Annotated in this window: 10 protein-coding genes; 9 read left to right on the forward strand and 1 reads right to left on the reverse strand. The window is 40.9% G+C overall.

The window, feature by feature from the left end:
• The first annotated feature begins 65 nt into the window (after positions 1-65).
• From HMAT_RS12500 to HMAT_RS12525, 6 genes are all read left to right on the forward strand, one after another.
• Positions 66-3,806, forward strand: a complete 3,741-nt coding sequence (locus HMAT_RS12500; protein WP_104383013.1) for a SusC/RagA family TonB-linked outer membrane protein — start codon at positions 66-68, stop codon at positions 3,804-3,806.
• Between the two features lie 11 nt (positions 3,807-3,817).
• A complete protein-coding gene (locus tag HMAT_RS12505; RefSeq protein ID WP_104383014.1) occupies positions 3,818-5,281 on the forward strand; it encodes a RagB/SusD family nutrient uptake outer membrane protein in 1,464 nt (487 codons plus the stop codon).
• Positions 5,272-7,317: a DPP IV N-terminal domain-containing protein gene (locus tag HMAT_RS12510; RefSeq protein WP_104383015.1), complete on the forward strand. Its 2,046-nt coding sequence runs from the start codon at positions 5,272-5,274 to the stop codon at positions 7,315-7,317. The genes HMAT_RS12505 and HMAT_RS12510 overlap by 10 nt, the downstream gene beginning before the upstream one ends.
• A gap of 12 nt (positions 7,318-7,329) precedes the next feature.
• Positions 7,330-8,487, forward strand: coding sequence for a TlpA disulfide reductase family protein (locus HMAT_RS12515; RefSeq protein WP_104383016.1), 1,158 nt, complete (start codon positions 7,330-7,332; stop codon positions 8,485-8,487).
• 200 nt (positions 8,488-8,687) lie between these two features.
• Positions 8,688-8,846, forward strand: coding sequence for a lmo0937 family membrane protein (locus HMAT_RS12520; RefSeq protein ID WP_104383017.1), 159 nt, complete (start codon positions 8,688-8,690; stop codon positions 8,844-8,846).
• A gap of 59 nt (positions 8,847-8,905) precedes the next feature.
• Positions 8,906-10,078 (forward strand): ATP-binding protein, encoded by a 1,173-nt coding sequence (locus HMAT_RS12525; RefSeq protein WP_104383018.1) that lies wholly within the window; start codon positions 8,906-8,908, stop codon positions 10,076-10,078.
• A 138-nt stretch (positions 10,079-10,216) separates the two neighbouring features.
• Here the strand turns inward: HMAT_RS12525 and HMAT_RS12530 are convergent, their stop codons facing one another.
• Positions 10,217-11,236, reverse strand: a complete 1,020-nt coding sequence (locus tag HMAT_RS12530; protein WP_104383019.1) for an aldo/keto reductase — start codon at positions 11,234-11,236, stop codon at positions 10,217-10,219.
• 407 nt (positions 11,237-11,643) lie between these two features.
• Here HMAT_RS12530 and HMAT_RS12535 point away from each other — a divergent pair, with 407 nt between their 5' ends.
• The 3 genes from HMAT_RS12535 (at position 11,644) to HMAT_RS12545 (ending at position 14,395) form a co-directional block, all read left to right on the forward strand.
• Complete coding sequence (locus HMAT_RS12535) at positions 11,644-12,102, forward strand: hypothetical protein (RefSeq protein ID WP_104383020.1); 459 nt, start codon at positions 11,644-11,646, stop codon at positions 12,100-12,102.
• Between the two features lie 150 nt (positions 12,103-12,252).
• On the forward strand, positions 12,253-12,552 hold the full coding sequence (locus tag HMAT_RS12540) for a hypothetical protein (RefSeq protein ID WP_104383021.1): 300 nt from the start codon (positions 12,253-12,255) through the stop codon (positions 12,550-12,552).
• 151 nt (positions 12,553-12,703) lie between these two features.
• Positions 12,704-14,395 carry an IPT/TIG domain-containing protein gene (locus tag HMAT_RS12545; protein WP_104383022.1) on the forward strand — a complete coding sequence of 564 codons (1,692 nt, stop codon included), beginning with the start codon at positions 12,704-12,706 and terminating at the stop codon, positions 14,393-14,395.
• The last annotated feature ends 49 nt before the right edge of the window (positions 14,396-14,444 follow it).

A 14,444-nucleotide genomic window follows, 5' to 3' on the forward strand; every position in this document is an offset into this window, starting at 1 on the left:
TGTAAGGCTATCCGACTTGGTGTCTACAAACAACAGTGAATTTATAACCCTAACAAAACAAATTTATGAAATTTAAGGATATTTCCGTCGTAGGATGGAAATTGGCGCCCCCCATCTGGGTGCCATTACCGAAAAACAAGCTAGCAATGAAACTAACCGCAGTATTTCTACTTTCGGGGACGCTATTTGTCCATGCAAATGCATTTTCCCAAAAAGTGAGTCTCAATCAGAAAAACAGTTCCCTGAGAACTGTATTTGACGCCCTTAAAAAGCAAACCAAATACCAATTCTTCTACGAGCCGGAGATCCTTAACAGAGCGCACCTCATTTCCGTGGCTATACAGGACAGGGACTTCAGGGAAGTACTGGACCATTGTTTTAAAGATCAGCCACTGAGTTATTCCATTATTGGCAATACGGTCGTAGTCAAACTTAAAACCAATACGGGACAGCTCCATACGGCGGTTCAGGAAATGGATATTTTGGGCAGAACAGTCGATGCAAAGGGGGAGGCACTGTCTGGGATCACTATTTTTGAAAAAGGAACCCGAAATGCAACCGCGTCAGATGCCGATGGTAATTTTGTATTAAAAAAAGTGAAATCTGATGCTGTACTGTTGTTTTCCGGAATAGGCATTCTATCCCGGGAGCTCCGCGCGGATGGTAAAAAAAACTTGGGCAATATCGTCCTTGAGCCTAAAGTGATCTTGGGCGACGAGGTCACGGTAGAAGTCAATACAGGTTATCAAACACTTAGCCGCGAACGATCTACAGGTGCTTATGATATTATTGACAAAAGCAAGATCGAGAAACGAATATTTACCAATGCCACCGAGATACTCGAAGGACAAGCCGCAGGGGTAAGCGCCTATAAAGGAGCGCCGGTCGTACGGGGTATAAGTACCTTTTCCAGCAGTATCGGAAATGACCCCTTGCTAGTCATTGATGGACTCCCTACCGAACGCAGACTCGATGATATCAATGTAAATGATATAGAAACGATCACTGTCCTGAAAGATGCGGCTGCATCTTCTATTTATGGCGTAAGGGCTGCCAACGGAGTTGTTGTAATCACGACCAAAGGTGGTAAACTAACGGATCACAATAAAACGTCAGTGCAGTTTACATCGGACTGGCGCTGGACAGAAAATCCATCACTGGCAGATTACCATTATGCATCCACAAAAGGGATTATAGATTATCAGCTCGCTACGTTCAAGCGGGATGCTACAAAGGCGAATCTGTCCGAACGCGATCATCTGGCGAATAACTTAAAAGGAATAGGTCAGGCTGGTTCAACAAGCAATTCGATCAATTATTATAGTCCACTTCAATTGGCGCGGCTCCAGTATCTGAACGGTGAAACCTCACAAACGGAATATGATAACATGATAAGTAGATGGTCCAAAAACGATTATAGGCAAGAATATATGGATCTAGCCTGGCAAACACCACTTCGCCAGAGCTACAACCTCTCCATCAACAGTTCGGGCAAAAACCAAAGTACTTTCGCTTCACTAAACTATATCAAGGATGGACAACAGAACAGATTTGAAAACAATCAATACATCAAAGGTTATATCAAATCCACGCAGGTGCTCAATGACTGGTTTTCCTTTGATATCGGATCGGATATTCAATATAACGGACGCAAAAATATCAACAGTGTCTATGGAAATCTGAACCTACTGGAACCTTACACGTCAATATTGGATGAAAATAGTAACAAAATCTACCGCGACTACGTGGATATCGTCGGTATGCAGGGCGGTTTACATATCAATCCAAAGGTATTGTCAGCAATAAACGGCCTGCCCCAATTTGAGTCTTACCGTTTTAATATTCTGGACGAACTGAATGACAACAAAATCAGTCAAAATAACTACACGGTAAGAAGCTTTGCCAGATTAAACTTCAATTTGGGTAAGGGAATTCGTTTTTCTACAAGTGGAGAGTATGAATTTGGCAAAGCAAAGATGGAAGAATTCAGATCGCGTGATTCATACTTTTATCGTTTCCTGCGCAATAAGTTTGCGACTAAAGAGTCAATCAATTCGGTTATCCCTATCGGAGGACGCATGGAAATGGAGGAAACTTCCCGAAACAGTTGGGTATGGCGTAATCAGCTAGATTATAACCGTAGCTTTGGAAACGATCATCAAATAACGGCAACAGGTGGGCTTGAACTACGCGAAATCAACATCAATATACCTACAAATGCATTATACTATGGGTACGACCCGATTGCATTGACCTACACACAACTCAACAATTATGACATCTATAATGTGGGATATCGCAATTCGTATATTTATAATAATGCGACAGGTTTGCCGGGTGCAGTCTTGGACGGCAATAACATCAAAATTGCAGATTCGGATATGTATCCCAGTCTGACGGCGGTAAAAAACAGATATGTCGGTTTATATGCGGTAGCAGGCTATACCTATAAGGGAAAATATAGCACAACAGCAAGCGTACGGGTAGATCAGACCAATCTTTTTGGTACTGATCCAAAATACCGCTATCGCCCCCTATGGTCTGCGGGTCTCAAATGGAATATGGCCAAAGAGGACTTTATGCAACAATTGAACTGGGTCGACCTGCTTGATCTCAGGGCTTCCTACGGTCTGACAGGAAATGTCGATCAAACGACAACACCTTTCCTAGTAGCTAGTTTGAGCAACCAGTCGACCTATACGCCACAGTCCATCCCCTATGCGAGTATCAGTTCGGCCCCCAATCCCATGCTTCGTTGGGAAAAAACCACTTCTTATAATATGGGATTTGACTACAGTCTGCTAAAAGGTAAACTATCCGGTAAACTAGACTTTTACTATAAGAACAGCGAGGATCTCCTGGGATCCAAAGAAGTACATTTTACATCAGGATATACTACACAGCGTGTCAATTCTGGAGCCATGCGCAATACCGGTCTAGAACTGACCGTGGGTTCGCCCTGGTTTAAAAACAACGATTGGCTTGTCTCTTCCACACTGCTCTTTGCCTACAATAAAAATAAGGTAACTAAGACATACTACAATCCGACACAGGCATCCCATTTGGCCATCGGTGGTTATCTTGTCAACGGTATGCCTTATGACGCGCTCTATGCTTACCGTTATGGCGGGCTCAGCAGCGGTGGTACCGACTTTCAGAATGGTGTGCCGATCATCGAACGGGCAGATGGCACAACTATGCATCACTTTCAGGAAAATGGAACCCTCCTCTTGGATGGATCGTCATCCATGTCGCCACAGGACGTGATTTATATGGGAACAAAGACACCATTGGTCAATGCTTCATTTGTCCAGAATATTCGATATAAAGATTTCGAACTGTCAGCAATGTTTCTATACTATGGTGGACATAAAATGTACAAACCTAGCTTTGCTTTCAATTCCACAGATGGTAACGAGGATTGGATTGCCAAGGCATGGACACCGGAAAACACAAACAGTACTGTACCCAAGGCTCCGATTTATTATGAGCCGAATATTAATGTGGTTAACCTAGGCTCTTTAGCAGGAATGTATATCCGTTCGACCGAAAATGTAGTCAAAGGCGACTTTATCCGTCTGCGAAATATTTCGCTCAGCTATAGCCTCCCTCACAACCTTGCGCGATCCCTTAAAGTTGAAAGAGTGAAAATCGCAGGGCAGATCAACAATCCCTGGATATGGAGTGCCGCCGGAAATGCCATTGATGCCGAAGTACAGTCATCCGCAAGCAATGCTGCTTCGTTGAGTAACTGGGCACTGCCTACCGCCAAAAGCTACTTCATTAGACTGGATATCTTATTTTAACGACAAAACACATGAAATCAAGAAATATTATTTATAGCAGTATCATCGCCTTTACCTTATTGACGTCTTGCAACAAATGGCTCGACCTTCAGCCCAAAGGAAAGATCCTGTTGAACTCAGCCGAAGAATATGGTATGCTCTTCGACAACATTACTTCTTATGACATCGCCGATATCGCCTACATTAGCGACGAGAACTGGGTCAACGCCCAGACCGTTTCCAGTGTCTGGGGCGCGCCGAACCTTACTACCGCAAACTTTCTTTTTCTGACCGAATACGACCGTAGCCTAAATGCAAGTGGAAATTCTGGAACAAATGGAACGACCATGTATCAGACCCTTTATCAACGTATCGCCAAAATAGCCAACACCATTATCTACGAAAAGGATAATATGTCTGGCACAACGACAGAGAAAGCCAGTGTGATTGCTGAATCCAAGATGTTACGTGCATTTGCCTATTTTATTTTAATCAATACTTATGCTAAGCCTTACGATAAAACAACGGCAGCGAGCGATGGTGGTGTAGCTCTGAAACTGGATCCTTACATCGAAACGCAACCTACACTGGCCAAATCAACCGTCGCCGAAGTGTATCAGCAGATCGAGACCGATATCAACGAGGCCATCCCTGATCTGAATATCAGCGCTAAAACACCGTATCGCTTCAATAAGGCTGCTGCCTATGCGCTGAAAGCCAAGGTTCATCTCTTCAAAAAAGAATACGATGAATGTATTGCTGCTGCACTGCAATCTTATCAGCTCAACCATAAAACTTATGACCTGGTAAACCTGGTCGATCCGTCCAGCAATAAGCCCAACACACCAATTTACGCTACAGGCGAGGAAAACCTTTTCTTTGCAACAACTGCATCCAGCTATACGTATATCGGGCAGGAATTAATTGATCTTTATCGCAGCAACTTGCAGGCAAACGGACAGGCTAGCAATGTAAAGGATATCCGGCTGGACCTTTACAAACAGCCCGCATCGACAATCAAAGACTACAAGTCTATACTCTCCTGGGTACCTAATGGTAAAGAGTATTCAGCCAACAACGTTGGATTGACCACAACCGAAGTTTTGCTCATGCTGGCTGAATGCTATGCACGTAAGGGACAGAATGAAGTCGTCAAGGAATACCTCAAGCCTTACTTGCAGAGCCGTTACAAAAACTACGACCATACGCGTTTTGCTTTGCCCAATAGCATAGAGAATACCGTTAACTTTGTTATCGGAGAACGCCGCAAGGAGCTTGTTCGGGGTATTAATCGCTTTCTGGACCTACGCAGACTAAATACGGAATCGGCGTATCAAAAAGTAGTCAGCAGACTGTTTCCCGCAGATCCTGTAGCCACACCGAATGTGCCGCAGCAAAACTTTGTCCTTCCGGTAAAGTCTCCTTTATACATCTTACCGTTTCCGAGCAAAGCACTAGAAAATGATCCACGATTAACATCAAACTCATGGGAATAAAACATAATACTTATCGTTTTCTGCTAATCTTCTGCATCGTCATTTTTGGATTGACCGCGCAGGGGCAGATCCGTCTGGATACCACATTGGTCAAACCACTCCCCTATATCACTGGCTGGAAAGATAACGAGCATTATATCCAGGCAAAAACAAATGGAAAGCAAAGACTACTTGCGATCATTGACTGTAAAACAGGAAAAGTAACAGCGGAAGTACCTGCAACAAATAGCAACCAGCCAGATACGGCCGACACCTTGCCATTAAAGATTAAAGGAGCGATATTACCTCTCCTGTCTCCAGATAAAAAATGGATAGCTTATCTGAAAAACAACAACCTATATGCGCGTAAACTAGCGACCAACGAAGATATCCAGTTTACAAAAGATGGTACAGCTACGCTGATGAACGGCTATGCCTCATGGGTCTATTATGAAGAAATCTTAAAACGGGATAGCCATTACCGTGCATTTTGGTGGTCGCCCGACAGCAAATATATTGCTTTCTATCGCTTTGACGACAGTAAGGTTCCGACAATGCCGCTTTACAGTCCGATAGGACAGCATGGTACTACCGAAATAACACATTATCCCAAAGCTGGAGATCCTAATCCAACAGTTACCTTGGGAATCGCTTCGGTAGAAGATCAACGTGTAAACTGGTCAGACCTCGACAATGCGACGGACCATTATTTGGGAACTCCTTTTTGGAGACCTGACAGCAAGGGCCTACTGGTGCAATGGATGCCTCGCCGCCAAGATCAATTGCGATTGCTGGATGTAAATCCAACTACAGGCAACTACACTCAAATCTATCAGGAGCAACAGGAAACCTGGGTTGATTGGGTCAAAAATATCTATTGGACGAAAGATGGCTTTTTTCTTATACGGGATTTTTCCGGATGGGAACAGATCTATCAGTACTCCTTGCAAGGCAGCTTAAAAAATGTGGTCACTGCTGGCAAAAACTGGGATATTCAAATCTTACGGATTGATTCGGACAAAAAAGAGATTTATTTTACAGCAAGTGCAGAAAATGCTATCCGAACAGACCTTTACAAAGTGCGATGGGATGGAAGGCAACAAAGAAGGCTAACATTTGGCAATTATACACACAATAAAATTCTTTTATCTCCAACGGGGGATAAATTTATTACACATTATTCTAATGCTTCCACACCAACACGCGTGGGTTTGGTGAACAGCAAATCTGGCAAAGTGACCGATATAGCCGACTCCAGAGCAACGCAATTCGATACAACCCGAATTCGCAAGAAAGAAATTCTTTGGTTAAAAACGGATGAGGGTTTTATGTTACCGGCAAGCGTATCTTGGCCAAAACAGCTGGTCAAAGGTAAAAAATACCCTGTCATCATTCGTATATATGGCGGTCCGAAATACCAGACGGTAACAGATAGCTGGGTCAATCCAATGATCGATAGTACGGACGAACAGGCCATCCGGGTAGTGTTTGAACATCGAGGGTCGGGACATAACGGTAAATCAGCACTCAATTATCTCTATGGCAATCTCGGTAAGTGGGAAATCCATGATTATATCAGCTGGGTGAAAAAGCTCAAGGAAAATCCTTTGGTAGATCCTGATCGCATTTTTATCAATGGCGGCAGTTATGGTGGATATCTTACAGCCATGGCATTGACGCTTGGTGCCGAACATTTCAATTACGGCATAGCGGATTATCCTGTCACTGATTGGAGGCTCTATGACAGTCATTATACAGAGCGTTATATGGGACTTCCAAAAAATAACCCAGATGGCTACCGATATGGATCGGTGTTGACCCATATAGACCACTATCAACGTTATGGCTCATCAATGTTACTGATCGAGCATGGCCTTATGGATGACAATGTCCATATACAACAGTCCTATCAACTCGTAGATCTATTGCAACGCAAAAACAAGAAATTCGAATTGATGATCTATCCGACGGAAAGACATGGTTGGAAAGGTCCCAAGATACCGTTTACAGTTTCGGTAAAAAATGCTTTTCAACAAAAATATTTATTCAACAAATAGATTAATATCTCCATGAAATATTTACTCAATATATTACTTTTAGTTTTCAGCGCAACAGTCGCCTACGGTCAGGATTCAGCTGTCATAAAAGGTCATATCACAAACCTACGGAACCATGACATTTCAGTCCATTATAAAGAAAATGGAAAAAACAGAAAAATCACCGTTACCTGTAAAACTGATCAGTTTGAAGTTATATTGCCCTTAGCTTATGCCCAAGAAATTAACATTTACCCCGAAAAGTACTTCGACAATGCCGTGCAGATTAAAGGAAGTAAAAGCTATCTGATCGCTCCTCCCCTTATGTTATTTGTAGCACCGGGAGATGACATTACTGTAGAAGGTGATGCGATGGAATTATGGACTGCCACCGCGAATGGTGGACAGTTTACTAAGCAAATGGCCCAGTTCAACCAATCTTTTATCCCACTTACCACTGCAATTTTTGCATTGAGTAGACAACAACAAAAGTGGAAAAATCAAGACCTGCTAGATTCGGTAAAAAAGGTTAGAGAGACAATAAGCGGGCTTGCCAGCGACAAGAAAAATGTCGTTATGGATTATATTACCGCCCATCCCGATAATCTTTTCGCTCTTTATTTATTTACTCAGCGGATGGGCAGTCTATCTTCCGATAAATTGAGCAGTCTTTACAATCAATTTCCTGTAAATCTGCAGCAATCTGTCTATGGCATTGCTGTAAAAGATTTTATAACGAAGAATGAAAGTGCTGCCGTAGGCAAGGCCATGATTCCATTTTCTGGACAAACCCTAACAGGTAAGGTTATCAACAGCGCAGATTTCCGTGGAAAGTATCTATTACTGGATTTTTGGGGAAGCTGGTGCCTGCCTTGCCGCAAAAGCCATCCCCATCTCTTGGCATTATATAACAGGTACAAATCTAAGGGTTTCGAAATTGTAGGTATAGCTAAAGAACGGGGTTCAGATCCGGTCACTTCCTGGAAAAGAGCAGTTGAGGAAGATGGGATCGACTGGATACACCTATTGAATAACCTACAGAAAGATAAACAGGATCTAATATCGGAATATCATATCAGCGCTTTTCCGACTAAAATCCTGATCGATCCGGCTGGAAAGATCATTTGGAAAGGTATCGGCAATGCAGGTGATGAACTGGATACCCAACTTGCCAAACTGCTTGACGAATAATTTACCCCGGTCGCCAAACTCAGTTCATGCATGGTTGAAATGGACTCACCTTTGTACAGTGTTTATAACTATTCTATCTAAGAATGGTACAGGAGAAAATAGTATGATCTTAAAATGTTCATTATAATAAATCAAGAATTATGAAACGATCTGTGGCTATATACTGTTATTCAGTAAATAACTATTCATAATAAGCATATATGAGAGATTTATTGTACATAGTCACTGTGCTTTTGGTATTAATTTGGGCAATTAGTTTTTTGGGCGGGTTTGTCACAGGCGAGGTAATTCATATTCTTTTAGCCGCCGCCATCATCACTACGCTTTTACGTGCCGTAAAAGTGCTAGACCAAGTTTGATCGTCTTATCATTCGGGCTAGAATATTGCGCTTTTCGAACAAATAAAACACGACAAAAAATGACAGTCCAGAATACGAAAAACCAACAGAACACAAGATATACTGACTTGGGCCAGATCAATGCTAGCCAAAAAATTCTGGAAACGATGTGCAGCCATACCCAAATGAGGTACGGGATGATACGCAAAAAAGAGGGAAATAAATGGAACAATTGGTGTGTTTATGATGATCAGTCTCAACAAATCATCGATCAAAATAGTGATATTTATGTAAAAATCTATCGGGAAATAAGAAAAGGTTTGGCACCAATTTTCATCGACGATATCGACCGATGTGCAGAACAGCAATGGGGCGAGCTTCTTCAAAAATTTGGATTAAAGAGCTATATTTCCTACCCTATACTTAACAAAAATGACACTATTGTCGGTCATTTAAGTTTTATGAACGATGAACCGGTTCAGTTTGACCGGATTAAACTGGAAACACTGTTCCCTTTTTGCGGTGATATGATTGTCATTGACTTCAGCTCAACAACAGAAAGGCGCCACCTCAAAAGTATCCTTGAGCAGGAACGCTCCTACTCCAGAAACAGGGACCTTGTTTTATCTTCTCTAGCCCATGACTTACACAATCCGGTCAGTATAATAAAACTATTATCTCAATATCTAGGCGAGAACCTTGAAAATGAAACGCAAAAAAGTCTTGCAAAAAAAATAGAAGATGCATCTGCCCGGATAAAGGGTGTAATAGATGATATTTTGGATTTTAGCAATACCCGTTTTGGGCGTGATATTGAACGGTACACTGAGCTTGTAAATATAGAACCTTTAATAAAACAAGTATTGGACGAATTTGAAGTAATGCATCAGAATACCGTTATAACAAATATGCAACTCCCCCTACATGTGCATGGTGATAAAAATAAAATGGGAAGAGCATTTGTTAACCTGATCAGTAATGCGGTAAAGCATGGCGAACCTCATAAAGAAATTGAAATAAATGCTTTTATAGAGAAGGACAATTTTGTTTTCAGTGTAACAAATCAGGTCACTGCCATCCACCCACCAAATATTCCGGATCTATTTAAGCCATTTGTACGAGGTTCCGCTAGCAAGGGCCTCGGTTTGGGCTTGTATGTGACCAAAGAAATAGCGAAATTTCATCAAGGGGATATTGATGTACTAACGGATGGAAAAAAGATCACATTCAAACTGCTGATACCGATAAAGTAATATAATTTCTATCTACTCAGCTTAGGCGTTCAATTGAACAGCGGCTTTTTTCACCTCTAGAGAAGCTAAACAATAGTAAAGAATTGTATGTGCAGCTCGTTAGCAAATTTGACTTTTCTGAAAAAGGAATGCCAGTACTTAAATTTTTGGTACTGGCGCATTTTCCGCAATTAGCTTTTCATGCTTTAATTCTTCCCAAAAGCCTGCGGGTACGTTGGTCTTAAAAGACAATGCATTTTGTACCGCCTGCTCAGCTGTATGTGCCCCGGGTATAACGCCTGAAACTTCGTCTGGCGCAGCAGCAAATTGCAAAGCCGCTGTACGTAGGTCCACCGCATGATTTTCTGCTACACGCTGTAAAGCATTCAGTTTTTCCCTAACTCCAGCAGGAAACTTACCATCATACAAATAACGGTCTTTGCCTGACAGAAATCCAGCACATAATGGTGCTCCCACCACAATGGATACATCTCTTTCAGCTACTTTCGGAAAGACCTTGTTGAGATCATCGTCATGTTTAATCAATGAATATTGGCATGCAGACAGAAAAATATCGGGGTCTGCAACATCCAATGTCTGCAATATAGGCTCAATGGTATTGACACCTAAACCCCAGCCTTTTATTATTCCCTCCTCTCTCATTTTAGTCAGTTCTGGCATTGCCCCTTTCGCAGCTTGCTCGAAATAACTGCTATAGCTATCTTTCATATCGCCATTGTCAGGCGAAAGATCATGGATAAAGACAACATCTATGGATGATAAGCCTAGGCGCTGTAAGCTATCTTCGACACTCTTCCGCACACCGCCAGCACTGTAATCATAGGTATAGCTAAAATTCATTTTACCCTTCCATAGCAATTGTTCCATCTTAAAATCCTCCTCAGGCACCATGAGTCGTCCTACTTTAGTCGAAAGGGTGAAGCTGTCTCGCGGCTGATCTTTTAAAAATAAGCCCATTCTACGTTCGCTGATGCCCAGGCCATACCATGGGGAAGTATCAAATAATCGTATCCCTGCATTCCACGCAGCCTCTACCGCCTGTAGACATTCAAGATCCGAGTTTTGCTGAAATCCATTACCTAAGGCTACCCCACCAAACCCAGCTTTATCACTGGGACGAAACCGTTTCTCTTGTGTTAAATTTTCAGGTGTTACCATTCTTATGTTCTTTAAATGTTGTCGACAAATTCTCAGGTATTACTACGCTCGATGCGAAGCCTACTTTAAAAACCAATCTCAGCTATACTTTGTTTTAGAGGATCTTTTTTGACTCAACATCCACTGCCAACTTTATAGCCTTATTACTTATTTTTTCCATCATTTTCTCAAAGCTATTCTTTACATAAAAAGCGGATCACTATTGTTCGTCCTATTTTGACACATTCTCGCCCAATTAACCTATCGGATAAAAAAAATCCTTGAATATGAGAAAAAGAAGTAATAACTTAGAGATAGGCTTCTGAATGTTTTTGAGATCAAGCCAATGCGCCCTATAATATGAATTTTATCAAACGGTTTCTGGCATAACAACACGAGTACGATTTATAAAAAAGGATAATGTAAATATGCTAAAGAAAATCAATAATAGATTTAATTTTTTATCCTCAGTTGAAAAAGGAGCCGTCCTTTTGAGCATAATCCTGTTTATTGCTTCCTTGGCCATGCCCGCTTTCTTTATAGATCGGCCTAATGCGAAACCTGAAGCAATGGATAGTTTAACAATCGTGTTAACGGGATGGATGTACCCATTGGGCGGAGCGATTATACCTTTCCTATTTTGGTGTGCTAATCCAATATACCTGTTTTCTATCTGTACTGTATTAAACCGTAACAAAAAAGCTGCATTTTATATCAGTCTCGTTCCCTGTTTAATCGCGCTTGCATTCACTCAAATGGACAAAATTATGGCCAGCGAATCTGGGTCTGAATCTGCGATAACATCTTTAGCGGCCGGTTATTTTTTATGGCTGAGCAGTTTCCTGGTCTTAACCATTGGAGTTGGAGTAAAATTGAAGAAGAAATAACATGCATTTATTAATCCAGACATCTATCTTTATTTTTTAGCTGTTTGGTTTTCAACGGTATTTATAAAATAACCAGTATGTGAAAATATTAATCTATGCAAATGGTCAAAAAATTAATTTTACATTTCGGATTTAAAGACCGTCTTAAAAATGTTAGACTTTTATATTATTGATGATAATCAGGCGAAGCCAAATTATCCAACTGAGATCGGATTAGAGTTTGTTGGAGAACTTGATTATGGAACATTTAAGAATCTTCAGAAGAAAAACATAATCGATAAAGAATTCAACTTTTACTCAGATTTCAGGCTAACGACTTTACTCATCAAACAGATTGTAAATAACATCTTGCAAAAGCATTTGCAAACAGATACGGATGTACAAAAATTATTTCACATCCTTAATACAGCAACCGAAAAACAAAGTGGACTGATTGCCTATTGTGACTAATTATTATTTGCGGAATGCTTTTCAAAAGTCCGATTCCTTAATATTAAAAAAAACTAAAAAACATCTATTTCTCAACCCTCAGCCCCAACTTGCTCATATCTTTTGATATAATATTCCCATAGCGTATCTTTGCCGGCAAGTTAACCCTTTTATGAAAGAATCGTATATCCTTTGGCTAGTATCATTATGCTTTCTTTTTTCTTGTAAAAAAGTCGAAAAAGTCGTTGAAACTATCCCTGACACCAATCCCATTCGTATTGAAACACTGATTAACGACAAAGCGAATGAGTCAACAATCACGTTTTCTGGGCGCATATTATACCTGAATGATGAAAGCATTCTTGATCATGGCTTTGTTATCGAATACCAAAACTATTACGATACAAGAATAAGAGAACTGGCCTATCCGTTAGGTCCCAAAGTAACAACGGGCAAGATTACACACAGCATCCAAACACCGAGCGAAATCCTAAATGCGAATTCCATTAAATATTACTATTATATCAGGACAGAAAAGGGGATTTACAAAGGGGAATCGACCAGCTTATTGTTTTATTGGCACGACATCGACTATAGAGATGATATTATCGCTTCTCCCGATGATAAAATTACCATCAATGGAAATTTTGAAAAGATAAAGGATAAATATACTCTGAATATTAATGATGATAACAATCGACAGGAAATTCCTTTTACGCTGGGCAAAGATCTTAAAACCTTAGTCTTTCAGATGCCTGCCAATCAGACGCATGGCAACCGTGTAAGTTTTGTCCTCCAAAATAAGATACATCCGAGCGGACTGTATGGAAGCACGATGTTAGCAACTGTAAAAGTGATAGGCAAACTGAATGAACCGACCAACTACAATTTCATGTACAATGATAAAATTACGTTGACCGGTCCGGGCATAGGTTCCGTTATGAAAGAACCTTTCTATATCCTATTCGGCAACCGGTCCTTTCCTTACGAACCCGAAATGAATTTGATTCATTTGACTTATGGACAACCTGCAGACAACTATACATTGGGTTATTTCAATGGAAAAGATACCGTCATTTTTAAACAAAGGATTCAAATTAAACAGCCCCTCCCCTCTGGGCTGTACTTTAATGACGCTGAATTTCATCCGGGGAGCACAGGTAATTTCTCAGGAGTGGATTTTTCAGCATTTGGGCAACAGGATCTCACAACCTATAAGGTAGGAAACAAAAATGCCTACGTCAGTTCTAATTGGACAGGAATACATAAACTGACTATCGGAGATCTTCCGGAAGGTGAATATGCCCTTTCGGCAAGCAGTCCGTTTTTTAAATTTACGAGCCAGGCAAAACTAAGAGTCAAAAAATTGCAAGTGACGGGTATTGAGCAAAATAAAGGCTACTATGGAAATCTTGTCAGGATCAATGGCAACTTTAGACCAAACCTCTCCTATCAGGTTAAATTGGGTGATCAAGATGCTTCGCTTGTTTCCTTACAAAATGGCCAATTCAGTATTGTTATACCTCCTATTGCTGCCGGAACTTATCCTATTTCTATAGGCTATCATGGAAGTGAGGGGAAGGAATATATGGACAAAACAAATCTAAACCTCGAAATCTTAGCACCGGTCTTTTCAGACTTTTACCCTAAAAAGGGTAAAGCCGGTGATCAGATCACCATCGTAGGTAAAGGGATTTATTTTGGTATGATCTATTTTGGTGGTAGACTGGTATGGCGGGAATCAGGTGAAGAGGAAATCAAATTCACCATTCCCCGGGATATCACCTATAAAGGAAAGATAGAAATCAATCTCCTTTTTGGTGATAAATGGATAAAGGGTAAGGAAACTTTTGAATTAATTTAAGATTTTAACAGAGATATGCTCCGCTTTATAAAACAGCCTAATATATTAT

It is taken from the genome of Sphingobacterium sp. HMA12 (genome assembly GCF_002933815.1).
Lineage (GTDB): Bacteria > Bacteroidota > Bacteroidia > Sphingobacteriales > Sphingobacteriaceae > Sphingobacterium.